The organism is Clostridium thermobutyricum (genome assembly GCF_000371465.1).
In the GTDB taxonomy this organism is placed as follows: domain Bacteria; phylum Bacillota; class Clostridia; order Clostridiales; family Clostridiaceae; genus Clostridium; species Clostridium thermobutyricum.
The window spans coordinates 1,316,895-1,342,975 of record NZ_KB850956.1 but is presented as its reverse complement, the minus strand read 5'-3'; the positions used below and the strand labels follow the sequence as shown (position 1 = coordinate 1,342,975).

29 protein-coding genes and 1 pseudogene are annotated in these 26,081 nt (G+C 24.6%); 10 read left to right on the top strand and 20 right to left on the bottom strand.

Translation table 11 applies throughout. The annotated features are described in order from the left end of the window. Window positions 1-21 precede the first annotated feature (21 nt). The 6 genes from cmk to HMPREF1092_RS16760 form a co-directional block, all read right to left on the bottom strand. The gene (gene cmk, locus HMPREF1092_RS06235; protein ID WP_002597792.1) at window positions 22-681 is read right to left on the bottom strand and encodes a (d)CMP kinase; all 660 of its coding nucleotides are present in this window, start codon (window positions 679-681) and stop codon (window positions 22-24) included. Window positions 682-752: 71 nt separating this feature from the next. Continuing rightward, window positions 753-1,964, bottom strand: coding sequence for a BaiN/RdsA family NAD(P)/FAD-dependent oxidoreductase (locus HMPREF1092_RS06230; RefSeq protein WP_002597791.1), 1,212 nt, complete (start codon window positions 1,962-1,964; stop codon window positions 753-755). A gap of 46 nt (window positions 1,965-2,010) precedes the next feature. Beyond that, a complete protein-coding gene (locus tag HMPREF1092_RS06225; protein WP_002597790.1) occupies window positions 2,011-2,715 on the bottom strand; it encodes a BRCT domain-containing protein in 705 nt (234 codons plus the stop codon). Between the two features lie 62 nt (window positions 2,716-2,777). Continuing rightward, window positions 2,778-3,689, bottom strand: coding sequence for a MurR/RpiR family transcriptional regulator (locus HMPREF1092_RS06220; protein ID WP_002597789.1), 912 nt, complete (start codon window positions 3,687-3,689; stop codon window positions 2,778-2,780). Window positions 3,690-3,826: 137 nt separating this feature from the next. After that, the gene (gene mnmM, locus HMPREF1092_RS06215) at window positions 3,827-4,381 is read right to left on the bottom strand and encodes a tRNA 5-(aminomethyl)-2-thiouridylate-methyltransferase MnmM (RefSeq protein WP_002597788.1); all 555 of its coding nucleotides are present in this window, start codon (window positions 4,379-4,381) and stop codon (window positions 3,827-3,829) included. Between the two features lie 273 nt (window positions 4,382-4,654). Beyond that, window positions 4,655-4,882 (bottom strand): hypothetical protein, encoded by a 228-nt coding sequence (locus tag HMPREF1092_RS16760; RefSeq protein WP_002597787.1) that lies wholly within the window; start codon window positions 4,880-4,882, stop codon window positions 4,655-4,657. A 137-nt stretch (window positions 4,883-5,019) separates the two neighbouring features. Between HMPREF1092_RS16760 and HMPREF1092_RS06210 the strand changes: the two genes are divergently transcribed. Continuing rightward, entirely contained in the window at window positions 5,020-5,409 is a 390-nt protein-coding gene (locus tag HMPREF1092_RS06210) for a PadR family transcriptional regulator (RefSeq protein WP_002597786.1), read from the top strand. Between the two features lie 36 nt (window positions 5,410-5,445). On the opposite strand, the gene HMPREF1092_RS06205 is transcribed toward HMPREF1092_RS06210, so the two are convergent. Next, window positions 5,446-6,099 (bottom strand): hypothetical protein, encoded by a 654-nt coding sequence (locus HMPREF1092_RS06205; protein ID WP_002597785.1) that lies wholly within the window; start codon window positions 6,097-6,099, stop codon window positions 5,446-5,448. Window positions 6,100-6,278: 179 nt separating this feature from the next. Between HMPREF1092_RS06205 and HMPREF1092_RS06200 the strand changes: the two genes are divergently transcribed. Continuing rightward, entirely contained in the window at window positions 6,279-6,719 is a 441-nt protein-coding gene (locus tag HMPREF1092_RS06200; RefSeq protein WP_002597784.1) for a divergent PAP2 family protein, read from the top strand. 12 nt (window positions 6,720-6,731) lie between these two features. On the opposite strand, the gene HMPREF1092_RS06195 is transcribed toward HMPREF1092_RS06200, so the two are convergent. After that, window positions 6,732-7,757: a 3'-5' exonuclease gene (locus tag HMPREF1092_RS06195; RefSeq protein ID WP_002597783.1), complete on the bottom strand. Its 1,026-nt coding sequence runs from the start codon at window positions 7,755-7,757 to the stop codon at window positions 6,732-6,734. A 77-nt stretch (window positions 7,758-7,834) separates the two neighbouring features. After that, window positions 7,835-8,755 (bottom strand): hypothetical protein, encoded by a 921-nt coding sequence (locus HMPREF1092_RS06190; RefSeq protein ID WP_002597782.1) that lies wholly within the window; start codon window positions 8,753-8,755, stop codon window positions 7,835-7,837. Window positions 8,756-8,879: 124 nt separating this feature from the next. Between HMPREF1092_RS06190 and HMPREF1092_RS06185 the strand changes: the two genes are divergently transcribed. Then, window positions 8,880-9,998 carry a DEAD/DEAH box helicase gene (locus tag HMPREF1092_RS06185; RefSeq protein WP_002597781.1) on the top strand — a complete coding sequence of 373 codons (1,119 nt, stop codon included), beginning with the start codon at window positions 8,880-8,882 and terminating at the stop codon, window positions 9,996-9,998. Window positions 9,999-10,028: 30 nt separating this feature from the next. On the opposite strand, the gene HMPREF1092_RS17435 is transcribed toward HMPREF1092_RS06185, so the two are convergent. From HMPREF1092_RS17435 to HMPREF1092_RS06170, 3 genes are all read right to left on the bottom strand, one after another. After that, entirely contained in the window at window positions 10,029-10,370 is a 342-nt protein-coding gene (locus HMPREF1092_RS17435; protein WP_040413626.1) for a DUF5658 family protein, read from the bottom strand. Between the two features lie 66 nt (window positions 10,371-10,436). Next, entirely contained in the window at window positions 10,437-10,922 is a 486-nt protein-coding gene (locus HMPREF1092_RS06175) for a hypothetical protein (RefSeq protein ID WP_002597779.1), read from the bottom strand. A gap of 166 nt (window positions 10,923-11,088) precedes the next feature. Then, window positions 11,089-11,244, bottom strand: coding sequence for a zinc-ribbon domain-containing protein (locus HMPREF1092_RS06170; RefSeq protein WP_002597778.1), 156 nt, complete (start codon window positions 11,242-11,244; stop codon window positions 11,089-11,091). Between the two features lie 474 nt (window positions 11,245-11,718). On the opposite strand from HMPREF1092_RS06170, the gene fdhF reads away from it, so the two are divergent. Genes fdhF through HMPREF1092_RS06140 form a run of 5 tightly spaced genes read left to right on the top strand, consistent with a single transcriptional unit; the run spans window position 11,719 to window position 18,761 of the window. Next, window positions 11,719-14,412, top strand: a complete 2,694-nt coding sequence (fdhF, locus tag HMPREF1092_RS16755; protein ID WP_081606296.1) for a formate dehydrogenase subunit alpha — start codon at window positions 11,719-11,721, stop codon at window positions 14,410-14,412. 55 nt (window positions 14,413-14,467) lie between these two features. Continuing rightward, window positions 14,468-15,244: a formate dehydrogenase accessory sulfurtransferase FdhD gene (gene fdhD, locus HMPREF1092_RS06155; RefSeq protein WP_002597775.1), complete on the top strand. Its 777-nt coding sequence runs from the start codon at window positions 14,468-14,470 to the stop codon at window positions 15,242-15,244. After that, on the top strand, window positions 15,237-16,460 hold the full coding sequence (locus HMPREF1092_RS06150; protein ID WP_002597774.1) for a molybdopterin molybdotransferase MoeA: 1,224 nt from the start codon (window positions 15,237-15,239) through the stop codon (window positions 16,458-16,460). The genes fdhD and HMPREF1092_RS06150 overlap by 8 nt, the downstream gene beginning before the upstream one ends. Window positions 16,461-16,474: 14 nt before the next feature. Next, window positions 16,475-18,352 (top strand): molybdopterin biosynthesis protein, encoded by a 1,878-nt coding sequence (locus HMPREF1092_RS06145; RefSeq protein WP_002597773.1) that lies wholly within the window; start codon window positions 16,475-16,477, stop codon window positions 18,350-18,352. Then, window positions 18,342-18,761, top strand: a complete 420-nt coding sequence (locus HMPREF1092_RS06140; RefSeq protein WP_002597772.1) for a hypothetical protein — start codon at window positions 18,342-18,344, stop codon at window positions 18,759-18,761. The genes HMPREF1092_RS06145 and HMPREF1092_RS06140 overlap by 11 nt, the downstream gene beginning before the upstream one ends. 27 nt (window positions 18,762-18,788) lie before the next feature. Here HMPREF1092_RS06140 and HMPREF1092_RS06135 read toward each other — a convergent pair whose 3' ends face one another. Both HMPREF1092_RS06135 and HMPREF1092_RS06130 read right to left on the bottom strand, forming a co-directional pair. Further along, window positions 18,789-19,508 carry a potassium channel family protein gene (locus tag HMPREF1092_RS06135; RefSeq protein WP_186003709.1) on the bottom strand — a complete coding sequence of 240 codons (720 nt, stop codon included), beginning with the start codon at window positions 19,506-19,508 and terminating at the stop codon, window positions 18,789-18,791. A gap of 183 nt (window positions 19,509-19,691) precedes the next feature. After that, a complete protein-coding gene (locus HMPREF1092_RS06130; RefSeq protein ID WP_002597770.1) occupies window positions 19,692-20,009 on the bottom strand; it encodes a hypothetical protein in 318 nt (105 codons plus the stop codon). Between the two features lie 217 nt (window positions 20,010-20,226). Here HMPREF1092_RS06130 and HMPREF1092_RS06125 point away from each other — a divergent pair. Then, window positions 20,227-20,697 (top strand): annotated as a pseudogene (locus tag HMPREF1092_RS06125) (hypothetical protein); the annotation flags it as partial. 255 nt (window positions 20,698-20,952) lie between these two features. Continuing rightward, window positions 20,953-21,087, top strand: coding sequence for a hypothetical protein (locus HMPREF1092_RS17650; protein ID WP_002597768.1), 135 nt, complete (start codon window positions 20,953-20,955; stop codon window positions 21,085-21,087). A gap of 114 nt (window positions 21,088-21,201) precedes the next feature. Here the strand turns inward: HMPREF1092_RS17650 and HMPREF1092_RS06120 are convergent, their stop codons facing one another. The 6 genes from HMPREF1092_RS06120 to HMPREF1092_RS17165 all read right to left on the bottom strand — a co-directional run bounded on the left by HMPREF1092_RS06120 (window position 21,202) and on the right by HMPREF1092_RS17165 (window position 25,988). Next, complete coding sequence (locus HMPREF1092_RS06120) at window positions 21,202-22,437, bottom strand: NAD(P)/FAD-dependent oxidoreductase (protein WP_040413624.1); 1,236 nt, start codon at window positions 22,435-22,437, stop codon at window positions 21,202-21,204. Beyond that, window positions 22,437-22,850 (bottom strand): 4Fe-4S dicluster domain-containing protein, encoded by a 414-nt coding sequence (locus HMPREF1092_RS06115; protein WP_002597766.1) that lies wholly within the window; start codon window positions 22,848-22,850, stop codon window positions 22,437-22,439. The genes HMPREF1092_RS06120 and HMPREF1092_RS06115 overlap by 1 nt, the downstream gene beginning before the upstream one ends. 15 nt (window positions 22,851-22,865) lie before the next feature. Next, complete coding sequence (locus HMPREF1092_RS06110) at window positions 22,866-24,941, bottom strand: molybdopterin oxidoreductase family protein (protein WP_002597765.1); 2,076 nt, start codon at window positions 24,939-24,941, stop codon at window positions 22,866-22,868. A gap of 329 nt (window positions 24,942-25,270) precedes the next feature. Further along, on the bottom strand, window positions 25,271-25,606 hold the full coding sequence (locus HMPREF1092_RS06105) for a hypothetical protein (protein ID WP_002597764.1): 336 nt from the start codon (window positions 25,604-25,606) through the stop codon (window positions 25,271-25,273). Then, window positions 25,582-25,803, bottom strand: a complete 222-nt coding sequence (locus tag HMPREF1092_RS06100) for a hypothetical protein (protein WP_002597763.1) — start codon at window positions 25,801-25,803, stop codon at window positions 25,582-25,584. The genes HMPREF1092_RS06105 and HMPREF1092_RS06100 overlap by 25 nt, the downstream gene beginning before the upstream one ends. 32 nt (window positions 25,804-25,835) lie before the next feature. Continuing rightward, a complete protein-coding gene (locus HMPREF1092_RS17165) occupies window positions 25,836-25,988 on the bottom strand; it encodes a hypothetical protein (RefSeq protein ID WP_002597762.1) in 153 nt (50 codons plus the stop codon). Between the last annotated feature and the right edge of the window lie 93 nt (window positions 25,989-26,081).

The window sequence follows — 26,081 nt, the reverse complement described above, 5'->3', positions numbered from 1 at the left end:
TTCTCCCATAAAAAAACTATATTATTTATTTAGTTTTAAATTTATTTCATCACAAATTTTATCAGTAACTTCATTTATGTCAAGTCCTGTAGTATCAATTTCTACTGCATCTTCAGCTTTTTTTAAAGGATCTATAGCTCTTGTACTATCTTCATAGTCTCTTCTTATAATGTCTTTTAATATTTCATTATATGAACATTCAATATTTCTAGCTTTTAATTCTTTAAATCTTCTTTCAGCTCTTTCTTCTGGAGTTGCAGTTAAGAAAAATTTAAATTTAGAATCTTTTAAAACTACAGTTCCAATATCACGCCCATCCATTATAACATCAAATTTTTTTGACATTTCTCTTTGTAATTCAACAAGTTCTTCTCTAATTTCTTTTATAGAAGCATAAGAAGATACTATTGAGTTTATATGTGGCATTGTTATTTCATCTTGAACATTTTTACCATTTAAATAAAGGTCATCATTTTCAAAATGCATTTCTAATGTTTTTATCATTTTTAATATTTCTGATTTATTTTCAGGTTTTAATCCGTTTTTATCTGCAACTAATGCAACTGATCTGTACATCGCTCCAGTATTTATATACATTAAATTAAATTTTTTTGCTACAAGTTTTGCAATGGTACTTTTACCAGCACCTGCTGGTCCATCTATTGCTACTGATATTCTCAAAGTTAATCCACCTTTCATTCTTTACGTTTACAGATTTATTATATAGCTTTATTGTTTTTTAAACAAGTTATTTAGATATTACTTCCAGCAACATATCCTGTAGAAAGAGCAATTTGTACATTATATCCTCCAGTAAAAGCATCTACATCTATTACTTCTCCAGCAAAAGAAAGATTATCTATTAATTTACTTTTCATAGTTGATGGATCTATTTCTTTTGTATCTATTCCTCCAGCTGTAACAATTGCTTCTTCTATTGGTCTTAATCCTTTTACTTTCATTCTAAAATCTTTTAATAAATTTAATAGCCTTTTTCTCTCTATTTTAGTTATTTCATTTACTTTTTTGTTTTCATCTATTTCTGATAATTTTATTATTACTGGTATTAATTTTTTAGGCAATAAATTATCAAGAGAGTTTTTAAATGATTTATTTATATATTTTTTAAAGTCATTTTGAATTCTTAAATCTAACTCTTTATTATCTAAAGCTGGCTTTAAATCTATTGATATTTCGTATTTACCATTCTTTATAAATCTACTGCCACTTAAAACTAATGGACCAGAAATTCCGAAATGAGTAAATAACATTTCACCAAAATTATCATATATTTTTTTATTATTTTCTATAATAGATAAATTTATATTTCTTAGAGATAATCCCATAAGATCTTTTACAAAACTCTCTTTAATTTCTATTGGAACTAAAGATGCTTTTAATGGAACTATATTATGTCCTAAAATTTTACTCATTTTTTGACCTTCACCTTTAGAACCTGTTAAAGGATATGAAGCTCCACCAGTAGCTAGTATAATATGATCAGCCTTCAAAACCTCATTATTATTTATTTCTACTGCACTAATAGTTTTATTTTCTTTTATTAGTTTTGTAACATTACAATTCAGCCTTACTTTAACTCCGCATTCTTTTAATGCTCCTGATAAACCTTTTATTATATCAGAAGATTTATCTGATAAAGGGAAAACTCTTCCCCCTCTTTCACCTTTTAATTTGATTCCTCTATTTTCAAAAAAATTTATTGTATCCAAATTTGTAAAAGTATATAAAGAGCTGTATAAAAAATATGGATTTCCTGGAATGAAATCAAAAAATTCAGATATATCTTTATTATTAGTTACATTACAACGTCCTTTTCCAGTTATAAATAACTTTTTTCCAACTCTTTCATTGCTATCTATAAGAATAACACTATGATTTTTACTTGCAGAGATTGCTGCCATCATTCCAGCTGGACCAGCACCTACAACAACAACTTTACTCATCCTATCAGCTCCTTCAATAATTATAATGATAATTTTACTATATAAATTATGTATTGTTAAATTTATTATTTATTATTTTAAAAAAATCTAATTCATTTAATATTATTATATTTTTACCAGATTCAATTAATTTTTCAGTCTTTATTTTTTTTATTGATTTAGTATTATTACGACATTTTGTTCCACATATCAATACATCAATATTTTTAGAAAAATTATTTACAGGAATTCCTTTATAGTCTCTTATTATTTTGAAAGCTTCTCTCCTAGTTATAGAATTTAATCCTCCAGTAAATAAAACTACTTTTCCTTCAAAAAAGTTTTCTTTATGAAAATCAATTAAACAATTTTTTTCTTTTGAATTGTATATGTTAATCAAATCTCTAATAATGTAATCTTCTTTTGTATTTAGATATAGTTTCTTTGAAATTTTATTAAATAGAGATAAATAAAAAATACATTCTTTATTATTAGGTAAATTTATATTTGAAAAAAATTTTTTATTAAATAATTTTATTAAATCAGATATAAGTATATAATTTATTTCTCTATCTATAAATAGATTTTTTATATTATTAAAATCTAAATTATCTTTTATAATAAAGTACTCATTTGAATTTAATGAGTTTAAAAATTTAATTACTTGCTTTGAAGAGGTATAATCAAAAATTTTATAAATAAGTTCAAAATCTCTCTTAGAGATTATTATTTCTATTTTTTTATTTAAGTAATTTATTAAAATAAAATCCATCTGAATCACCTAACATTATAAAAGGCTAAAAGTTACTTACTTTTAGCCTGAAATTAAATATTCTATTTTTCTAAATCAGAAATTGTTTTATTATTTATTTGATATATTTTATAATCTTGCCAAATAGTTTCTAAAGATACAAATATATCTGAAATATTTTCCTTTTCACGCATTCCAACTGCTATTATAAGTGCATTAACTAGTGAAAGTGGTGCTACTAGTGAATCTACAAAAGAAGCCATATTACTTTCTGCTATTAATGATAAATCAGATTTTACTGCAAGAGGAGAAATTACACTATCTGTTATTGCAACAACTTTAGCTCCTCTAGATTTTGAAAAATCTAAAGCATCAATAGTTTTAGATGCATATCTTGGAAATCCTATTCCAATGACTAAATCTCCTTCTTTTACATTTATTATCTGTTCAAAAATATCAGATATTCCATAGCTAACAGTTCTAACATTTTGAAGAATAATATTTAAGTAAAATCCTAAAAATTCTGCAACAGCAGTAGAACTTCTAAGACCTATTATATAAATGTTTTTAGCTTTAAATATTTCATCAATTACTTCTCCAAAAATTTCAGGATTAATTTTTTCTAAAGTTGAGCGAATATTCTCCATATCAGATTTTAAAACACCTTTTAAAGCATCTGCATCAGAAATATAATCATTAGATAATTCTAATCTTTGCACTGTAGTAAGTTTATTTTTTATAAGTTCTTGAAGAGCTTTTTGTAGTTTTGGATACCCTGAAAACCCTAATTCATTTGCAAATCTTACAACAGTTGATTCAGATACTCCAACAGCTAAACCTAATTTAGCTGCAGTCATAAAAGCAGCTTTATCATAATTATTTAATATATAATCTGCAATTAATTTTTGTCCTTTACTAAGTTTTGAAAATCGTACTTGAATTAATCTCATTAAATCTTTATTATCATTTTTATCTATATTTTCAATTATGTTCATCACAATCTACCCACTTTTCATATTTAATTTAAGCAAAATAATTTTAACATTTAGTGATTGTTTATGCAATTGGAATTTCATAAATATGGGATTTATTTTTCAAATAACTGAAATTTTAACGAATTATTAACTTAAATTTATATATTATTTTTTTCTATTATAATTAGCTTAGGTGCTAGGTTACTACGATTTAAAAATTTATGTTCCATAACAGCAAATTTATTTTTAGGAAGTTTTTTTACAAATTCCATTATGCAAGATTCTTCTTTAATACCTTCATCATGACCAATATAAATACAAATTGTCATTATTCCTCCTGGTGATAAAATTTTTAAACCTTCTTCTATACTCTTAATAGTAGTATCATATGTAGTTGTTATACTTTTATTTAATGAACCTGGCAAAAAGCCTAAATTATACATAATTGCATCTACATTTTTTTCTTCTATAAATTTTATTATCTCGCTATGAGAATCATTAATAACAATAACATTATCATAGTTATTATTAGAATATTTTTCGCAAGCTGATTTTTGTATATCAAAAGAATATACTTTTTTAAAATTTGATTTTAAAAAATCAGAATCATGACCGTTGCCTAAAGTACAATCTACTCCAATATTTTTATTTTTAACATAATTTAAAATTATATTTTGTGCAATTTTGCTGATATCTCCTATATAACTATACATAATAAACTCCTTTCATAATTAAGACTATATATATCAAAAATATATAAATTGTATTTAAATAATATAAAATAAATATCACAATTTATTTTATATTATTATCTAAACATAAACTATAGATAAATTAAAAATAAACACTACTATTTCTATAAAAATATCTATTTAATTCAATAATATTTTTTATTTATTATTCTTTTAATATATAAAAAAACTAGTAGAGAGATTTAAAAACCTCTCTACTAGTTTTTTGTTTATTGCTGTAAGTCAGCTATTATATTAACAGAAACCTATTCCGCCAAATAATAATAGCCATAATAATGGATTATTTCCGAAGCCGGGTCCACACCCAAATCCGCAATTTCCAAATCCACAATTATTAAATCCACTGCATCCACAATTGTTAAATCTACGGCATCCACAATTATTAAATCCACCGCAACAATTATTTGAGATACAATTACAACTACAACAATTGTTACAACAACAATTTCTTCTTCTAGACATAGTTGATCACTCCATTTCTTTTGTATATTAGTTATTTATATATAATATGATATTTTTTTTTAATTGTTCTATTTTTATTTACGAGGATATTTATTTAGAGTATAATATAAATAGAAGTATATTTAAGGAGTGATTTTATGGATAAAAGAAATAGAGCTATTGTTCCGAGAAATGTAGTTAATGCAAAAATGATGTATATGTTATATATATTAAAAGAATTATCAAAAGGTAATACTGTTTTTGGAAACAGAGTATTATCTGACTTTAAAGAAACTTTTGAAACATCAGCCTTACCATTTCCTGTTTCATCAAGTACTGTATATGAAAGTCTTTATGAATTAGAGAAATGTGAATATGTTGTTTCACGTTGGACTGGAGATGAAGTTTCTAATAAAAGAAGTAAAAAGATATATTCTATTACAGATAGTGGATTGAATTTTTTAAATAATCATATAGCTGATTACATTTCAAATTTAGATAAAACAAAATCAACTTTAGATAAAATAAAAACTATGTTATTAAAATAAAATTAAAGTTATAGGATATAAATAATTCCTATAACTTTAATTTTTTTCTTTCTGTATACTTTTATTTTTAATTGAAAGTCTGTCTTTTAAAATATTTTCTTCAGTACATAAATAATCTAACCTTCTTAAAATTAATTTATATCCTTCTTTTATGTACTCATTTCTACAAAGTTCTTTGTAAGTTATTTTTTCTATATCTTCTTCTAAAATTTTTTCATAATTATTACCATAAATTTTTTTTATTATCGCATAATATCCAATTAACAATGTATTTTTATCTGCACCCTTTTCTATATCTTTATTTACCTTTTCTATTATTCCATATAATTGATAAATATAACTTAATTCTTTTAAATTATATTTATCACTCAATGAAGCTATTGCACATGAATAATTTTTACTTATAGGTAGTACATTAATATATTCTAAAGAATCTTTGTTTAATATAAATCTTATACTTTGATATATGGCTATACATATATCCAAACGAATAACATTAGCATTCGCGCATACTTCTTTTATTTTAAATTTTTCCTCATATTCTCTATTTTCTATTAACATATCTTTTTCTTCTCTTCTTTTTATTTCATGCATTCTATTATTTATTATCCAACTAAAAAGAGCTCCAAGAAGAGATCCTGTAAGTATTGATATAGCGGATATTATTGATGTTATTACTGGAATTGGCATATATATCTCACCTCTTCTTAATTTTAATAATACATATTATTCCTAAAACTGATATTTTTATAACAAAATTTTATTTAAATTTTACATGTTAACAAATACAGGTCTTTGTTTTTTATTTATATATAATTTTTTCACAAAAAATAGATATAATATATTTATAATTATTGGGAGGAATACTAATGTTAAGAAATAACCTTATTATTTTAAGTGTACTATCGATGCTTATTGCGCAATTTTTAAAAATACCAATTGGTTATATAATAGATAGAAAAATTAATTTTAATAGAATGTTTGAAACAGGTGGAATGCCTAGTTCTCACTCTGCTTTTATTGTATCTCTTACAGTTGGAATTGGCAGAATTAATGGAATAAATTCATCAATATTTGCTCTTTCATTTGTTATGGCCTGTATAATTATGTATGATGCAATGGGAATTAGAAGAGCTGCTGGACAACATGCTAAACTTTTAAATATAATAATGTCCTCAGAAAACCAAAATGAAAATAAAAAATTTGGGCTTCCACAAATAAAGCTCAAGGAACTTTTAGGTCATACTCCTTTTGAAGTTCTTGGTGGAATAGTGTTAGGGCTAATAATGGGATTTGTTTTTCCATTATAAAAAGAATCACATTTAAATGTGATTCTTTTTTAATTTCATAAATAATCTATATAAATTATATGCATCATCTCCGGAATTATGTTGCTTCCCTTCAAAAGATAAATTAAACTCTTTTAATGCATTATTTAAAGATAACATGTCCTCTTTCCTTAAAATATCTTTACATAGCACTTCTTGAAAGTCTATATTATTTTTTAAAATTGATTTAGCACAATTACTTTTTAGCATATTACGCCTATAATCATTTTTTAATACACTTATATCATTTCCACCCCAATAAAAATATAATGCATTTTCATCATCAATCCATTTTTCTAAATTTTTAAAAACTTCATTAAAACCTTCTGCTAAATCTATATCTTCTTGCTTTAAAGCTGTTATATCAATACATTTTTCTGTTAACTCTTTTACCCCTCTAGGTTTTACTAGACTATAAAATCTACTATACTCTTTAGTCTTAGTATTTATTTTACAAGCACCAACGCTTATAATTTCTACACTTTTAAAATCAGATAAACAATTCATTTCAAAATCAAAAAATACTAGGTTATTTGTTATTTCTATCTTTTCCTTCATATCAGTTAAAGTTGAATTTCTTTTTAGTAATTTTCTATATTCTTTACTAGCTTTTTTACATTTTAAATAAATTGTAATTGGAACTCTTCTTTCGTTATTTATTATCTTATTTACTTTTTCTATTTTTTTGTAAGATATTTTATTTATTTTCTCTAAAAAGAATTTAATATTTTTATGTTTTTCTTTAAATTCATTATTTAATATAGATAAAGCATATTCATTATTTGTAAATAATATTACTTCTGAATTTTTATCTATTTCATTTATATTTATTAAAGCTAAGACATTATTTAAAATATATTCTAAGCTCTCTATAGTCATTGAATCTACATCATCATTTTTTAATGTTTTTTTTATTTTTATAAAAGTTTTTCCTGTAACTACATTTTTCATTGCATAATTTAATCTATATTTTTCATAAGATTCTTCTATGCAAAAGTAAACTCCTAATTTATCTTTCATTAGTTTATTTCCCTTCAACAATCTATTATTTAATGTTATTCTATCATTTTTAATATTTATTTTCTATATTCATGTTTTTAAATATATATACTTATAGGCATTACTTGTATTGAATTACAAATACATATATCTCCTAATCTCGGTATTGTTATTCCCAAGTCTATATTTGAAAATATACTATCTACCTTTATTAAAAGTTCTTTATAAAAATATTCTTGATTCAACTTTCTAAGTAAATTTATATCTTCATTTGAATTAACTCTTCTCATAACTTTACCAACTATATTTATATTGCAACCAATACTTGAATTCCTAAAGCAATTTTCATTACAAAAACACTTAGAATTAATTTGTAAAATACAATTCCCTTTATCATGCTCTATAAGTAAATCAAATATATTTCCATCTGATAATTTTTCTTTTATTTTCTCTAATAATATTTTCATTTTAGAAGTATTTAACAATTCACTTGAAGGTATATAACTATCTATTATTTCACTTCCATATGTTTCTATTATCAATAAAATGCTTTCAATATAACTAAGTATAGTATTACCAATTAATCGTCCTTTTATAAATATATAGTCTCCTTCATTACATTTATCTCCTGCACAAAAATTATTTAATCTTCCCATTTTTATTAAACCATTATAAAAATTTTGATGATATACATAAGAAGTATAAATTTGTTTAATTTCTTCCTCACATCTAGCATTTCCCCTTTGCTCTTGCACTTTATCATGGTCATTACACATAGTCTTTGTTTCTGCATCAGAAGATGCAGTTCCTTTAAATCCTTCTCTTTTATCTTTATTATTTCGTTCTTCTAAATACATTGTGTCTGTTCTTCCAGATTTACATCTTTCAGAAACTCCTATATCCCATGATTTTCTTCTTGTTCTTATATCTATATATCCAACTATTTGCCCTTGAATAGAACTAATACTCTTTACTAAAACTTCATCTAAATATATTAATATTCCTAAATTATCGAACATTTATATCACCTCATATATATACTTATTCAATACATTATATTAAATTTACTATTTATAGTTATTTTATAGCTTTAAATCTATTTACAATGTATAATGAAAATATTAATTACAAAGGAGATTTATAATGGAAAACTTAAATTTAAATGAAAATTTAAAAACTGCATTAAAAACTAAAAATTTTAATAGTCTAACTACAGTTCAATTAAAATCAATTCCTATGATATTAGAAGGTAACGATTTAATCATAGAATCTAAAACTGGAAGTGGTAAAACTTTAGCGTTTCTTCTTCCATTATTTCAAAAAATTAATTGTAATGAAAAAACAATTCAAGGTATAATTTTAGCCCCAACTCAAGAATTAGCTTCTCAAATTTTTAATGAGGCTAATCTACTAAAAGAACAATCTAACATAAATTTAAAATCTGCTCTAATAATTGGTGGAGCTAATATAAATAATCAAATAAAAAAAATTAAAGAAAAACCTAATTTAATAATAGGAACACCAAAAAGAGTTTTAGAACTTATAAAGTTAAAAAAATTACCTTGTCATAATGTAAGAACTATTATATTTGATGAAGCAGATCATATTTTAGATAAAGGTAATTTCAAAATTACAAGTCTTATAAGAAAGTCTACTTTAAAGGACACTCAAATAATTGCTTTTTCAGCTACTATAGATGAAGGAACAACTTCAAGAGCTTTATCATTAATGAATAAAGGTAAAGTATTAAAAATTAGCCAAGATACTTTAAGCTCTAATGTAGAGCATATAATAATTGAATCTGAGAGAAGAGATAAATATGAAGTTACTAATAAAGTTTTAAATGCTATAAATATGAATAAGTGCATAATTTTCACTAATTCACAAAATGATATTAATTTACTTAAAGAAACACTTGATTTTCATAAGAAAGATTGTATTGTATTAAGTGGTGAGAAAAATAAAAAAGATAGAAAAATATCTTTAGAGAAGTTTAGAGATAGTAATATAAATATACTTATTTCTTCAGATTTAGGGGCAAGAGGCCTTCACATAGATGGTGTTACTCACGTCATAAATTTAGATTATCCTTTAATGTCTAATGAATATGTCCACAGAGCTGGTAGAGCTGGTCGTGATAATACGAAGGGATTATCTATATCAATAGCTACTAAAAGAGATTTAAGCTTTATAGATAAATATTCTAAAGAATTAAATATAAAGTTTACTATTAAAAAATTAGTAGATGGATTTATAGTATAAAAAATAAAGGCATAAAACGCCTTTATTTTTTTATATATTTTTGGATACTACATATAAAATAGTATAAAAAACATGTAAAATATTTACTGAAGTATATAATGTCAATCCTAATAAAACTATATAGTTTATATGATATAATTCAAGCTTATTTGCATATCTAAACAAAATTCCAAGAAAAAATAATACTAATCCTATTATCACTACCTTTAATATAAATCCTTTTAAAGGATTTTCAACAAAGCTAGTCATTAAAAAATTTCCTTCATAAAACATTTCTGTATTTATAAGAAAAATAGTAAATATAAAATCTGATATATTTAATATATATATAAGTAATAATTTAATCTTAATTTTTTCATAAGAAGAATTCAAAATAAAATTTAAAATAAGGCAACACCTCCTAATAGAAAGTATTGCCTTATTCTATAATTATAATCTTTATTTTTTATCTATTTCAAATGAATAAATATTTGTCGCATTTACTTTTACATTTTCTCTATATGTAAATAATCTATTTATAATATCATTGAATTCTGCTTTTGTTTTTTCGCCTTCATATGCATCTTCTGGAAAACTTACTCTTACTTTATTAGCTTTATGCATATATTTTTTTTCAGGTTCCATAGGAGCTGGCTTAAATTTTAATGTTATTACTGCTTTATCTGCTAAAGCAAGTGCTATATCATCAATATATCCTTCAAAAACACCAATTTTTTCAACAGTTGATCCTTCAAAGTTTCCATATGTTGAAACTTCCCATCTTCCATAAACACTTCTAAAGCCCTCTGCTAAATCTGACACATCTATATCATCACTTTCAAGTGATTTACCACATATAGGACAAAACATATATTCAGAATCATAATAATTATCACATTTAGCACAATACTTGGTATTAGTATCTTTATTTTTTAAGTCATTCATAATATTTCCTCCTTAAATAACCTAATAAATTCTTTTTATTTATTATACTAAATTTTCAATAAATTTCATCTTAATAATTTTAAATTTTATAGATTGTTCATAGCTGTAATATAATTTATTTCTATAAAAAGAGCTATAGAATATTCTATAGCTCATAAAATCAAAATTATCTGTTATTTCTTTGTTGCTTTCTTGCTCTTCTACAATCTGGGCATCTAACTGGATCATTATCAAATCCTTTTTCTTTGTAGAATTCTTGTTCTCCTACTGTAAATATAAATTCTTTTCCACAATCTTTACATGTGATTGTCTTATCTGTCATAATAATTTCCTCCTAAAATTTAAAGATTCTAAATGGATAATAATCTCTAACTAAGAAGAAACTAATTATCTAATTTAAAACTTTTTATTTGTAGTATTTACTACAATGTATATATTATCATATATAACCTTTGATTTCAATATTTATTTAATATGTATTTTTCAGTAAAATTATTAACAAACTAATTTTTCACCATAAATATTTAATTATTAATACTATAAATTATCTTTTAAATTTAATTCAGTATAATATATTTCACTTATCTATTTTAGCAAATATCGTTAATACTTCCTCTGTTTTCATATTGTTAATTTTCAATATATTTTCTATTAACATATATATGATAATTTTATAAATGTTAGAGTTAATATTTACTATTATTCTAACATTTAATAATTATATATAATTTTTTATATTTAAAATTTAAAAATTATATATGAATATTTTTAAATTTTAGAAAGAATGTGATTTTAAATGATTATCGAAAATTTAATTAACTTAACTATCGATGGCATTTTAGTTACTGTTCCAGAAGGTACACTTTTAATTGAAGCTTGTAGAAAAGCAGGTATAGATATACCTGTCCTATGCGAAGATGAAAGAATGAAACCTGCTGCTGCATGTAAATTATGTGCTGTAGAAGTTGAATGGAGTGAAAATCTAGTACTTTCATGTTGTATGAAAGCCAAATCTGGTATGACTGTTTGGACACAAAGTCCTAGAGTTAGAGAATTTAGAAAAAATATAATTGAAAATCTTTTAAAAACTCATCCAGATGATTGTCTAACTTGTGAAAAAGTTGGAAACTGTAAACTTCAAAATTATGCTTATGAGTATGGAGTCGAAAGAAAAAATTATAGACCTATATTAAATGAAAATCCATATAGCATAGATTACTCTAATAAATTCTATTACTTTGATAAAAATAAATGTATTGAATGTAAGAGATGTACTAGAGTTTGTAGTGATTTACAAGTTCAAAATGCAATAACTAATGAAAATAGAGGATTTAAAACTAGACATGGAATCTCACCATATGTTCCTTTATCAGAAACTGGATGCGTATCTTGTGGAAATTGCGTTTCTGTTTGTCCTACAGGCGCATTAATGGAAAAGAAAAAAGAAAGTTTTAGAGAATGGGAAGTAAAAAAAGTTAGAACTACTTGTTCTTATTGCGGCGTTGGATGTCAATTTAATCTAAAAGTGGTAAAAGATAAAGTTGTTGGAATTGAACCACTTAATGATGGTCCTAATAGTGGGCTTTTATGTGTTAAAGGAAAATTTGGATATAAATTTTTAAATAATCCTGAAAGATTAAAAACTCCTCTTATAAAAAAAGATGGAAAATTTGTAGAAGCATCTTGGGAAGAAGCTTATGATTTAATAAAAACTAAAGCTACTGAAATTATGAATTCAGATGGACCTGATGCATTTGCTGGATTATCTTCCGCTAGATGTACAAATGAAGATAATTTTGCTTTCCAAAAATTATTTAGAACAGTTTTTAAAACAAATAATGTAGACCATTGTGCTAGATTGTGACATAGCTCTACAGTTGCCGGGCTTGCAACTACACTTGGAAGTGGTTCTATGACTAATTCAATTGGAGAAATAGGAAAATCAAAAGTTATTTTTGTTATAGGATCTAATACTACTGAAAATCATCCTGTTATAGGTGCAAAAATTAAACAAGCAGTTAAAAATGGAGCTAAACTTATAGTGGCTGATGCTAGACAAATAGAATTAGCTTCTTATGCTGATATTTATATAAAATTAAAACCAGGTACTAATATAGCATTACTTAATGCTATGTTAAATGTTATTATAACTGAAGATCTTTGTGATTATAAATATATAGAAAAAAATACAGAAGGATTCTCAACTTTAAAAGAAAATATTCTTAAATTTACTCCTGAAATGGGAGCTTCTATATGTGGTGTCGATATAGAATTAATTAAAGAAGCAGCAAGATTATATGCTAAATCTAAAAGATCAGCTATATATTATGCAATGGGAATAACTCAATTTAAAACTGGAACTTCTGGAGTTATGTCAGTTTCTAATTTAGCTATGATTACTGGTAACTTAGGAAAAGAAGGTACTGGAATAAATCCACTTAGAGGACAAAACAATGTACAAGGTTCTTGTGATATGGGATGTTTACCTGAATACTATCCAGGTTATTTAAGTACTGATGATCCTAAAGCAATAGAAAAATTTGAAAAACTTTGGAATACAAAATTAAGCAAGAAAAAAGGATTAACAGTTCCTTATATGCTTAAAGGACTACATGAGAAAAAAATTAAATTTATGTATGTTTTTGGAGAAAACCCTATTGTTTCAGATCCAGACACAAATCATGTTAAAGAATGTTTTTCACATGCTGAATTTGTAGTATGTCAAGATATTTTCTTTAATGAAACTTGTGAATATGCAGATGTTATTCTTCCTGCTGCCGATTTTGCAGAGAAAGATGGAACATTTACAAATACAGAAAGAAAAGTACAAAGAGTTCGTAAAGCCTTACCTTTAAAAGGAATGTGTAAACCAGATTGGCTTATAATTTCAGAAATAATGGAATTATTCGGACATAAAGGATTTAGTTCACCTGAGGATATATTTAATGAAATAAGACAAGCCATACCTAATTTTTATGGTATAACTTACGAAAAATTAGAGAAATCAGGTATTCAGTGGCCATGCACTTCTTTAGAAGATACTAAAGGAACTAAATTTATGCATAAAAATGGCCCTATACGTGGAAAAGGTATTTTAATATATCAAGATTATGAAGAGGCAGACGAAGTAACTTCAGAAGAATATCCTTTTATACTTACAACTGGAAGAAATCTTTACCATTATCATACTAGAACTATGACTGGTAAAACAAAAGGACTTAATGAAGAATCTTCTGAATCTTATGTTGAAATTCATCCTAATAAAGCTAAAGAACTTAACATAAAAAATGGTGATAAAGTTCGTGTTTCATCTAAAAGAGGTTCTGTTGAAACTAAGGCTTTAGTTACAGATAAAATACTTGAAGAAGTAGTATTTATGACTTTCCACTTTGCTGAAGGAAATTGTAATGCTCTTACTAATACTGCTTTAGATCCAATTTGTAACATTTCTGAATTAAAGGTTTGTGCAGTAAAAGTTGAAAAATTATAAAATTTAATAGAGGAATCTATATAGATTCCTCTATTTTTAAAAGGAAGTTTTTTAAATGATAAAAGAATTTGAAATAATAAAATGTACTGTTGATAATACTTTTGAAACAATTGACAAAGTAGTAACTGAGGTTCCTTTAACCATAGTTATAAATAATATTGAATATATAACAATAATGTGTACTCCTCTTTATATGGAAGAGCTTGCAATTGGTTTTTTATTTAATGAAGGTATTTTAAAATCAAAAGAAGATATAAAAAATATGAAACTTGTAAAAGACAAAAATATTATTTTTTATATAGATTTAAAAGAAAATATAAATTATTCTATTTTAGATAAAAATAGAGTTATAACTTCTGGAAGTAAAGGAAGTCTTTATTTTAAATCTATGGATTTTATGAAAGAAAAAAAATTTGATAATAATATAAAGATACATAAAAACGAAATTATGAATACTATGAAAGAATTTTTTAATAAATCTAAAATATTTGAAGAAACTGGTGGAGTACATAGTGTTCTTTTAAAAAGTAAAGAAATAGAAGTATTTAGAGAAGATATAGGAAGACATAACGCTATTGATAAAGCTATTGGATATCTTATTTTAAATAATTTAAATGTTAGAGATTTTATTATATATGTATCTGGAAGATTAAGTTCAGAAATGGTATCAAAAATAAGTAAATCTGGAATCTGTTTTGCTATATCAAGAGCATGCCCTACTTCCCTTTCTTTAAATTTAGCTAGAAATATGAATATGACTTTAATAGGTTTTTCTAGAGGTAATAGATTTAATGTTTATTCTGGAAGTGAAAGGATTGATTTTAATGACTAGCAAAAAATTTTTTAAATCAGTTTCTGTAAAAGAAGCTTTAGACGAAATATCAAAAATTGCTTCTAATTATTCTATAAATACTGAAACTTTAGAATTTTATAAGGCTACAAACAGAGTTTTAGCTACAGATATAATTTCTAAAGAAAATATTCCTAATTTTAATCGTTCTAGAATGGATGGATATGCTGTTAAATTTGATGAAACAACCGGTTCATCAGAAACTATGCCATCTATTTTTAATATTGTTGGAAATGTAGAAATTGGTTCCTCTCCTACTTTCTCTATAAATAATGGGGAATGTGCATATGTTCCTACTGGTGGTGAAATACCTAAAGGCGCTAATTCTATAGTTATGATAGAAAATACTGAATTAATATCTGATTCTGAATTATTAGTTTATAAAAGTACATCTTTTAATGAAAATATTACTTTAAAAGGAGAAGATATCTCTATAAATGAAATTGTAATAAAAAAATATACAAAATTAAATTCATTTCATATAGGAGTTTTAGCTTCTATGGGAATTACAGAAATTCCTGTCTTAAAGAAACCAACTGTTTCTATTATTTCTACAGGTGATGAACTTGTTTCAGTTTATAAAAAAAACTTACAAGGAACTGAAATTAGAGATATAAATAGCTATTGTTTAAAATCTCAATTAGAAAATATAGGATGTATAGTAAATAATATTTCAATAGTAAAAGATAATTATGATTCTTTAAAAAAAGAAATACTAAAAACTATTGACAATTCAGATTTTATTATAATGTCTGGTGGAAGCTCTGTTGGGGAAAGAGATTATATGAATGCTCTTCTCTCAGAACTTGGAGAAGTATTATTTCATGGAATAAGAATGAAACCTGGAAAACCTGTTTTATTTGGAACAATAAATAATAAAGCTTTTTTTGGCTTACCTGGTAATCCTGTTTCTTGTGCATTAGCTGCAGAATTATATGTCTCATCTTTTGTATTTTCATTAAATAATATTAATAACAAAAAATTGTTTGGCAATTTCAAGCTTGATACTAATATTCATTCTTTCCCAGGAAAAACTACTTTCCAAATGGTTGATATTAATGATGGTGTAGCTTCTCCTATTATGGGAAGATCTTCAATGATTAAAATGCTCGCAAATTCAAAAGGCTATATTGAAATTGATGAATCTATTGAAGGATTATATAAAGATTCAGATGTTAATGTAACATTATTTAAATAGAAAGGAAAATTATTATGAGAAATGTATATATAGAAAATAAAGATCCTAAAGAAGCACTATCTTTATATTTAGAAAATCTAGATATAAAAGCTTCTACAGAAGAAATCTCTCTTAGAAATGCTTTAAACAGAATTTCTAGTGAACCTATATTTTCCAAAATTTCTTCTCCTCAAAATCATCTTGCAGCTATGGATGGTATATGTGTAAATTCTTCAATAACAAGTTTAGCTAGTGAAATAAATCCATTAAAACTATATGAAAATAAAGACTTTATTTATGTTAATACTGGTAATGTTATTCCAGATAGATTTGATAGTGTTATAATGATTGAAGATGTTTTAGAAAGAGATGGATTTATAGAAATAATATCTCCTTCTAAACCTTGGCAACATATTCGTCCTATTGGAGAAGATATTGTAAAAGGAGAAATGGTTATACCATCTAATTATAAAATTGATTCATTTGCATTAGGTTCACTTGCTGCATCTGGAAACTTTAAAGTTAAAGTATATAAAAACCCAACAGTTTCTATTCTAGTAACAGGTTCTGAAATAGTATCATCTTTAGAAAACGCAAATAAAGGAACTATAATTGATTCAAATAGCTATATGCTATCTGGTTTAGTTTCAGAGTTTGGAGGAAATCCAATAATTTATGAACCTATTCCAGATATATATGAATCTATAAAATCTGAAATTATTTCTGCTGTTAAAAAAAGTGATATAGTTATAATAAATGCAGGTTCATCTGCTGGAACTCATGATTATACTGTTCACATAATTCGTGAATTAGGAAAAGTATTTACACATGGAGTTGCTTTAAAACCTGGAAAACCAACTATTTTAGGAGAAATTGAAGGTACTCCTGTTATAGGAATTCCTGGTTATCCTGTATCTGCATATGTTTCATTTAAAGAATTTGTTGTACCAGTTATAAATTCTTTTTTAAATAAAAATATTAGTTATCAAAATAAAATTGAAGGTATTTTAACTAAAAAAATTCCATCTTCTTTTAAATATAGAGAATTAGTAAGAGTAAATACTGGTATTGTTAATAATAAAATCATTGCCACTCCTATAGCACGTGGTGCTGGTATTACTACTAGCTTATTAAAAGCAGATGGAATAATAGAAATTGATAGAAGTTTAGAAGGTTTAAATACTGGGGACAAAGTTGAAATTTCACTTTTAAAACCAATTGAAAAAATAAAAGAAAATATTCTGTCAATAGGAAGTCATGATATTTTAATGGATATTTTACGAGATTTTATTCCAATTACATCTTCTCACGTAGGAAGTTTAGGTGGAATAATGGCTTTAAAGCAAAACCAATGTCATTTAGCTCCAATTCATCTTTTAGATAGTAAAACTGGAGAATACAATATCTCTTATGTAAAACAATATTTTAAAGAGCCAATGATTTTAATAAAGGGAGTTAAAAGAATCCAAGGATTTATGGTTAAAAAAGGAAACCCTAAAAATATAACTAGTATAAAAGATTTAACTAATCCTAACATAAAATTTGTAAACAGACAAAGAGGTGCTGGCACTAGAATTTTATTAGATTTCTTACTATCGCAAAATAATATATCTAAAGATCAAATTATTGGATATGAAAGAGAAATGTTAACTCACATGTCAGTTGCTGCTGAAGTAAATTCTAATAAAGTTGATGTTGGATTAGGTGTTTATTCTGCTGCTAAAGAAATGAATTTAGATTTTATTCCTGTTGGAAATGAAGAATATGACTTTTTAATAAAAAAATCATCATTAGAATTCCTTTCTCCTTTTATAAAAGCATTAAAAAGCAAAGAATTCAAAGCTGCATTAGAAAATTTAGGTGGCTATGAATTTACTAATTCTGGGGAGCTTATTTATATAAATGAACATTAATAATTTTATATCTAATATTTTCATAAAGGATGAATTTGGAAGATATGAATTGAATACATGTAATTTTATAGAAGGATATGGCATTTTAGGGGATTTAAAAGGAGGAACTCCGCTTAAGGAAATAGTTCTTTATATTAGTCCCAATATTCCTAATAGTAACAATAATGGACTATGTTCAAAAAAATTTAAGCCAAATATAATTATAAATAATATAAGTATATCTGAGTTTAAAGTAAACCAAACAATAAATATAGGTACTGCTATTTTAAAAATAAATCAAATAGGGAAAAAATGTTATAAAGAATGTTCATTGATAGAATCTAATACATTATGCCCATTAAAGACAAATGTTATTTTTGCTTCTGTTATAAAAAGTGGAAAATTTGAAAAATATAAAAAAGAAAACTAGAAATTTTATAATTTCTAGTTTTCTTTTTTATTCTTCTTTAAACTTATCTCTATATGATAATATACTACTCAAAAATATAGTTATACAAATTACACTGGTTAAAGATATTACTATTGATACTATACGTGCTCCTATAGATAAAGGAACTATATCTCCATATCCCACAGTAGTAAATGTAATTATAGTATAATAAAATAGGCTAAAATCTCCATTAGTATTTGTATATGAGTTTGGCTCTACTCCATTTATTGCACAAACTGCTAAATAAAGATTAAGTACTATTATTAATAAAATTAAAAGAGCTGCTATCATTATTCTAGAAAACTCTACTCCATCTTTTTTTATTGATTTTGCATTTGTAGGATTAATCATTAGATCTAATAACAACTTTAGATTTAATATATAACTAATTACAATTCCAATTAGAACAATAATAGCCATTTTATTAAACTCTTTAGGAAATAGCAACATTATTGCTAAATACGTACTTATTAAAAAATAACTTAATATAAAATTTGTTTTAAAACTTTTATTTTCTGTTTTTATTATAAATTTATTTATTCTAGAACTAAATAAAAGAATATATCCTATTAAATGATATACAACTATAAAAATAAATATACTAAAAATTCCTTTAATTATTGATTCTCCACTATTAATAAAATTCATATTTACATATTTATATATAGTTGTAGTTATAGTTATAAAAGTAAAAATTTCAGCAAATATTATTAGTATAATATCCATCCCCATTTTCACCTTATTTTGCTTAAATATATCTATATAAGTTTTATTTATATTTTTAATTAACCTAATAATTCTTTTGGATATATTCTTTTCTTTTTTAAAACCTTTAACTATAAATAATCCAATAGCTATACTAGTAGTTATAATAATTAGAAAATATCCCATTTAAAATATATACCTAATTTAATCTTCTTTAATAGAAACACTTTCAATATATTTTTTATATTCTTCTGATTCATAAAATGGTCTATTAACTTTATAAGTGAAATATATAGGTATACTATCATAAACATATTTTAAATTAAGATTTAGATATTTCTCACACTCTAAAGCTAAATCATACAAATCTTGTCCAGATTTAGATGCCATATATCTTAAAAGTAATAAATTTATCTCAGTATCCATTTTTGTTACTTTTCTTCCTAGCTTTAAAGCTTTATTTTTTGCATCTTGTGCTTTTAAGAAGGATTCCATTTTATTGTAATATATATCTTTTATCATATCATTCACCTTCCTTTTTTATTTTTTATAATTATATCATTTATTTGCTATTTTGCTAGAACTATTTTGTAAATTAGATTTCAATATTATGTTAATATAACCATATGTAATTAAAAAATAACATTTTTTAATATTTATTTAAATTTTATCTATATATCTATTGTCCATAAAATGTTATATTATATACATAAATTAGCATTTAAAGAAAAGAGGATTTCTTATGTATTGTGGTAATTGTGGGAAAAAAGTAGAAACTACAAACAAATTAATCTGTCCTAATTGTGGTTCTAGAATAAAAAATGATTTAAAATATTGTAATAATTGTGGAGCGCATAGAGAACATACAAAAAATAATTATTGCTCATTTTGCAAACAAAAATTTAATGAAAATCTTTATATTAAAAAAGAAAATTATAGATCAGATACAGAATCTGTATATGGAAGACATAATTCAGATTATAAATCATTAAGTGGAGTTTTAATAGGCCTCATATTGCTTACATTATCATTTTCAAAATTTTATGAAGATATAAATGCTAAAACTGGATATATATCTAAAACAGGCCAATATATATCTCTTTCTGATAGATATAGTAATATTCCTTTTGAAATTTTATTTATGATAACTGGAATTCTTATTATATATTTTTCTTTTAAAATTTACATAAATAAAAAAAGACGAAAATAATCTATAATATAACAACCTATATTTTAAATTTATAGATTTTTAATTTTCAAAATTATATTTACTAAGATTATTTTAATTTTAAAATTTTTATATGTTTTGTGGTTCAAAATAATTTCAATATAAAATATTATTAAAATAATTTATTTTATTTGAATTAATTAAATAATTACCCTTTAAAAATTAAATTATTACCATTTAAATTCATTTTACTATAATACTTCTCTGTGATAATTTTAAATAAAGGAGATGATTATTATGAATGAAAACAGTAATTCAAATGAAGTTATAGCACACAACAAAATGAGTGCTAAATCTAAAATAATTGTTCTTTTAATTATTATAGCATTACTTGTTATAGCAATGTTTACACATAATCCACCAATATTATAATTTAAATAAAGGTAAGTAATAAAAATATATAATATATTTTTATTACTTACCTTTATTAATTAAAAATGCATCTTATATAATGATAAGATGCATTTTTTATATTTTATATTAATCTTATTTATAATCGTATTCTAAATTCTCTTTTATATTGAAGAAATCAGAATAGTCAATTTCAAATATTGATTTTTTAACCTTTGAAACGTTAATATTCTCTTTTATTAACTGAGTTAATACTCCAGCATAAGAAAGATCCCCTTGTATTATTGCTCCATATATCTTTCCGTCTTTATGAATTATTTTTTTATATCCAGTTTCATCTGTTTTTATATCTATTATATAATCTTCTTTTTCTTCATCTTTTAAATTAACTGTCCCTAAAGATAATGTTGCTAATCCTACAAAATTCATTGTATTCTTACTTCCAAAGAAATCAGTCATTTTTTTATTAAATCCTATCATATTTGATGCAGCTATTATACCTTCTTTTACTGCTGTTGGCCATATAGGATTTCTACCTGTTACATCTCCTGCACCATAAACATCTTCTATATTAGTCTTTCCTTCTGGTGATATTAACAGTCCAAATTTATCACATTCTACCCCACTATTTTCTAAAAATCCTATATTTGATCTAACACCAGTTGCTACTATTACAAGTTCACATGGAATTTCTTCTCCTGTATTTAAAAGTAATGCTTTTGGATTATTATTTTCATCAACTATAAGTTTTTTAGCCATTACTCCAAGCTTTAGGTTGACTCCTTTTTCTTCAAATCTTTTTTCATATTCTTTTGCAGCATATTTATCTAATTGAATTGGAAGAATTCTGTCTCCCATTTCAACTAAACTAAGTTCTAAGTCATAGTTCATAAGACCTGATATAGCATCTATACCTACTAATCCCGCACCTAATACTACTGCACTTTTAGCTTTTTTTCCTACTTCAACTATTTTTTCTGCATCATCAAAATTTCTAAGTCCTACTACATTATTAGCTTCTCTTAAATTTTCTACAGGTGGAATAAAAGATGAAGCTCCACTACAAATTAAAACTTTATCATAGCTTAAAATTTCACCATTACTTAGTTCTAAATTTTTATCTTTAGAATTAAGTTTTAATACTTCAACACCTTTTTTCCAATTAATATTATATTTATTTATAAAATCATCTTCTGAAAAATTTAATTGCTCTACAGTTCTTACTCCACTTATAAAGTGATGAAGAATACATCTTGAATATATATATTCATCTTTAGAAATTAAAATTATTTCTGCATTTTCATCTAGTTCTCTTAAAGTTTTAGCTCCACTAATCCCTGATGCTGAAGCTCCAATAACTACATATCTCATTATTCTTTTACCTCCTCTAGTGTTATTGCTGTCATAGGACATTTTTTTACACATTGAGGTGTACCTTCTTTAGTTGAAATACACATATCACATTTCATTATTTCTTTTTTAGTTCTTTGATCAGCTTTTAAAACTCCGTAAGGACAAGCCATTATGCACATATAACAACTAGCACATCTTTTACTATCATATAAAACATATCCTGTTTCTTTATCTTTGTGCATAGCTCCTGTCATACAAGTAAATACACATTCTGGTTTTTCACAATGTCTACAAAATATAGGAGCATATTTTCCACTACTATCTATAACTACTCTACTTCTTGTTTCTTCTGAATCATGAGAAACAATACATGCAGATGTACAAGTTAAGCAGCCTATACATTTATTTCTATCAATTTTAATTCTTTTCATGAAATTTTCCCCTTTTTATTTTATAATTTCTATATTTACCGCAACTGTTTTATATGATGGCTCTTTTGAATAAGTATCATATACTGAAGGTGTTAATGCATTAGTTTCTATATAATGAAGTGGTGCATATAACTGACCTTTTTTAACATCATCAGTAACTTTTGCAACAAATTTTGATTTATTACCATTGATTGAACTTAAATTTATATAATCATTAGTTTTTATTCCTAATTTCTCTGCATCTTCTCTATTTACATAAACATAAGCCTCTTTTTCCACAACATTATTTGTAAAAGCAATTTCTCTAGTTCTTGTTTGAGTATGCCATTGTCCTACTGTACCTCTTCCAGTATTTAATATATAAGGATACTCTTCTGTTTCTTTTACTGGATTCTCACTTATATTTTCAAATAATATTTTAGCTTTTTTATTTGGAGTAAAGAATTGTCCATCTTCAAATAATCTTCTTTCATTTGAAGTTAATTTATCTCCTTCTTTAAAAGGCCATTGAATTCCTTTAGAATTCATTAAATCTTCATAATTTACACCTGTAATGTCACAAGGTAATCCTTTTGTACAAGCTTTTAATACATTGAATGCACTTTCTTTTGTTTTCCATACATTAAGTGCATCTCCCATTCCTAGTGCATTACCAACACCTAAGAATATTTCATAATCATCTTTTTCATTTTCTTCTTTCTCTAAAACTGGCTGAAGTCCTGTTAATCTTCTTTCAGTATTTATTAAGAATCCTTCTTTTTTTAGAGTTGATGTTGAAGGTAAAAGTATATCAGCATATACACTACTATCAGTATCATCATATATATCTTGAACTATAAATAAATCTAAATTTTCTATAGCTTTCTTAAAACTTTCATTATTAGTCCATGAATGAACAGGGTTAGTTGCAACTATCCAAAGAGCTTTAATCTCTCCTTTTATTGCTTTTTCAATTATCATATTATAAGGAATTGTAGGTTTAGTTGGTAACATATCTTTATCTATCTTAAGAGCATTAGCTACTTTTTCTCTTTCAGATTCATTTCCATAATCTCCACCACCATAAAGTCCTGTAGTATTACTAAATAATCTTGATCCCATAGCATTACATTGACCTGTTATTGAGTTTGGTCCTGTACCAGGTTTACCTATATTACCTGTTATTAATGCTAAGTTTATTATCCCTTGAGCAGTTCTAACTGCTTGGTAACTTTGGTTTACTCCCATAGTCCACCAGAATGATACTTTCTTTCCATTATGTATTAAATCTACAAGCTCTAACACTCTTTCCTTACTTATTCCTGTTTCATCATAAACTTTATCTAAAGTAAAATCTTTTACAAATTCTTTAAATTCAGAAAATCCTTCAGTATTATTTTCTATAAATTCTTTATCAATCCAATTTTTTTCTATTAAAACATTAGCCATTGTATAAAGAAGAGTTAAATCAGCTTTAGGTTTTATATCAACCCATATATGTGCATTTTTAGCTGTTTCTGATTTTCTTGGATCTACAACAATTATTTTTGCATTTTTATTATCTCTTATTTTTCCCCATATTATAGGATGCGCAACTACTGGATTAGCTCCAAATAAGAATATTGTATCTGAAAGCTCTAAATCCTTTAATGAATATGGAGGTGCATCAAATCCAAAGCTTTGTTTATGGGCAACAACAGATGTAGCCATACAAAGTCTAGTATTTCCATCTCCATTTCCTCCTAAATATGTTCTTCCTATATGTCCTATAAGTGCCATTTCAGTAGTATCAAGTTGTCCTGTACTAATAAAAGCAAAACTTTCTTTTCCATATTTTTCTTGAATATCTTTAATTCTTTTAGCTGTTTCTTCAAATGCCTTATCCCAAGAAACAGTTTCCATAACACCATTTTCATTTTTTATTTTAGGTCCTTTAGGGGTTTTTATTATAGTGTTTTGTTTATCTAAATTTAATCCTTTTATACAACAAAAACCATTATTTATTGGATGTCCCTCTGTTGGATGTACTTTTACTATTTTATTATTTTCCACATAAAAATCTAGATTACATGCAATTGAACAATAATTGCATGTTGATTGTATCTTTTTCATAACAATCCCTACTTTCCTCTTAATTTGTTAAATTTTTACCGAATTAAACATTTACTTATATAAACTTTTTATAACTTTGAATAAAAATTATATATAAATCACAGTTATACCTATTATATATTAAAATGTTGTTTGTTAAAAATTAAATTTTTACAATCTTTTATAAAAATAACTATTTTAACGAAGTACATAAAAAGTATTTTTGCAATATTTTTTATCTTCAATTTAATTATATAATATTCTTAAAAAAATTAAAATATTATTAATTTTAAACTTCTATTTTTTTTATAAATAATAAAAAAAAGCCACTCAATAATGAGTGGCCTTTTTTAAACTATTCTCAAATTAAAAATATCATCTAATCCAAGTTTTTTAACTTTTACTTTTATATCATATGGATTTTCTAAATATAAACCTTCTGCTTTCATTCTATTAAAGAAAACAGATCCAGCAAAAGTATATCTCATTTTTCTCCCCTCACTAGTCTTAGACATTTCATTTGCAAAAGCAATCAAATCTCCAGTTGCAAGACTTCTTGGAAGTGTTAAAAGTTTCATACCCATAGCATATTTAACTGCATTTAACCCTGCTAAAGTTCCAGTTGTCATTGCTTCTGCATGCTTGTCTAAACTGCTAATTTTTATAGTAAATGTCTTAACACCCATATCATAAATGCAATTGGAATTGTAAATTCTGCAACAAATAATCCAATTAGTCCTCTAATATAAAAATTTAAGTTAATTCCTCCTAAATTTAATATTTCTCCTATACTCCATCCTCCAATTAATATATTAAATATTAAAACTAAAAATATAGGAACCAAAAAACACCCATATCCACTACAACTATATCTTTTTGCCATAAAAAAATTCCTTTCTATAAATAAAGTAATTATTAAACTTCACATTGAACTATTTTATAGTATCCATTTTTTACTTTTTTAGCATTCCATTTACTACAAATGCTAAATGCTTCTTCCTTATCTTTAAAAGCCCTTTGTAATATATCTTCTTTCCCATTATTATAATATAAAATATACGCTTTCATTTTAACTCCTCTTATACATACATTATTTTTAAATCAATAATTTTGTAAATTGATAATTTATAATATATGTTTTCAACACATCTATTTTAGATT

What these genes read in the sequence shown, in the direction of transcription:
- HMPREF1092_RS06230 (WP_002597791.1), bottom strand. Translation starts at nt 1,964, where the DNA reads ATGAGTAAAGTTGTTGTTGTAGGTGCTGGTCCAGCTGGAATGATGGCA.
- HMPREF1092_RS06225 (WP_002597790.1), bottom strand. Translation starts at nt 2,715, where the DNA reads ATGGATTTTATTTTAATAAATTACTTAAATAAAAAAATAGAAATAATA.
- HMPREF1092_RS06220 (WP_002597789.1), bottom strand. Translation starts at nt 3,689, where the DNA reads ATGAACATAATTGAAAATATAGATAAAAATGATAATAAAGATTTAATG.
- mnmM (WP_002597788.1), bottom strand. Translation starts at nt 4,381, where the DNA reads ATGTATAGTTATATAGGAGATATCAGCAAAATTGCACAAAATATAATT.
- HMPREF1092_RS16760 (WP_002597787.1), bottom strand. Translation starts at nt 4,882, where the DNA reads ATGTCTAGAAGAAGAAATTGTTGTTGTAACAATTGTTGTAGTTGTAAT.
- HMPREF1092_RS06210 (WP_002597786.1), top strand. Translation starts at nt 5,020, where the DNA reads ATGGATAAAAGAAATAGAGCTATTGTTCCGAGAAATGTAGTTAATGCA.
- HMPREF1092_RS06205 (WP_002597785.1), bottom strand. Translation starts at nt 6,099, where the DNA reads ATGCCAATTCCAGTAATAACATCAATAATATCCGCTATATCAATACTT.
- HMPREF1092_RS06200 (WP_002597784.1), top strand. Translation starts at nt 6,279, where the DNA reads ATGTTAAGAAATAACCTTATTATTTTAAGTGTACTATCGATGCTTATT.
- HMPREF1092_RS06195 (WP_002597783.1), bottom strand. Translation starts at nt 7,757, where the DNA reads ATGAAAGATAAATTAGGAGTTTACTTTTGCATAGAAGAATCTTATGAA.
- HMPREF1092_RS06190 (WP_002597782.1), bottom strand. Translation starts at nt 8,755, where the DNA reads ATGTTCGATAATTTAGGAATATTAATATATTTAGATGAAGTTTTAGTA.
- HMPREF1092_RS06185 (WP_002597781.1), top strand. Translation starts at nt 8,880, where the DNA reads ATGGAAAACTTAAATTTAAATGAAAATTTAAAAACTGCATTAAAAACT.
- HMPREF1092_RS06175 (WP_002597779.1), bottom strand. Translation starts at nt 10,922, where the DNA reads ATGAATGACTTAAAAAATAAAGATACTAATACCAAGTATTGTGCTAAA.
- HMPREF1092_RS06170 (WP_002597778.1), bottom strand. Translation starts at nt 11,244, where the DNA reads ATGACAGATAAGACAATCACATGTAAAGATTGTGGAAAAGAATTTATA.
- fdhD (WP_002597775.1), top strand. Translation starts at nt 14,468, where the DNA reads ATGATAAAAGAATTTGAAATAATAAAATGTACTGTTGATAATACTTTT.
- HMPREF1092_RS06150 (WP_002597774.1), top strand. Translation starts at nt 15,237, where the DNA reads ATGACTAGCAAAAAATTTTTTAAATCAGTTTCTGTAAAAGAAGCTTTA.
- HMPREF1092_RS06145 (WP_002597773.1), top strand. Translation starts at nt 16,475, where the DNA reads ATGAGAAATGTATATATAGAAAATAAAGATCCTAAAGAAGCACTATCT.
- HMPREF1092_RS06140 (WP_002597772.1), top strand. Translation starts at nt 18,342, where the DNA reads ATGAACATTAATAATTTTATATCTAATATTTTCATAAAGGATGAATTT.
- HMPREF1092_RS06135 (WP_186003709.1), bottom strand. Translation starts at nt 19,508, where the DNA reads ATGGATATTATACTAATAATATTTGCTGAAATTTTTACTTTTATAACT.
- HMPREF1092_RS06130 (WP_002597770.1), bottom strand. Translation starts at nt 20,009, where the DNA reads ATGATAAAAGATATATATTACAATAAAATGGAATCCTTCTTAAAAGCA.
- HMPREF1092_RS17650 (WP_002597768.1), top strand. Translation starts at nt 20,953, where the DNA reads ATGAATGAAAACAGTAATTCAAATGAAGTTATAGCACACAACAAAATG.
- HMPREF1092_RS06120 (WP_040413624.1), bottom strand. Translation starts at nt 22,437, where the DNA reads ATGAGATATGTAGTTATTGGAGCTTCAGCATCAGGGATTAGTGGAGCT.
- HMPREF1092_RS06115 (WP_002597766.1), bottom strand. Translation starts at nt 22,850, where the DNA reads ATGAAAAGAATTAAAATTGATAGAAATAAATGTATAGGCTGCTTAACT.
- HMPREF1092_RS06110 (WP_002597765.1), bottom strand. Translation starts at nt 24,941, where the DNA reads ATGAAAAAGATACAATCAACATGCAATTATTGTTCAATTGCATGTAAT.
- HMPREF1092_RS06105 (WP_002597764.1), bottom strand. Translation starts at nt 25,606, where the DNA reads ATGGGTGTTAAGACATTTACTATAAAAATTAGCAGTTTAGACAAGCAT.
- HMPREF1092_RS06100 (WP_002597763.1), bottom strand. Translation starts at nt 25,803, where the DNA reads ATGGCAAAAAGATATAGTTGTAGTGGATATGGGTGTTTTTTGGTTCCT.
- HMPREF1092_RS17165 (WP_002597762.1), bottom strand. Translation starts at nt 25,988, where the DNA reads ATGAAAGCGTATATTTTATATTATAATAATGGGAAAGAAGATATATTA.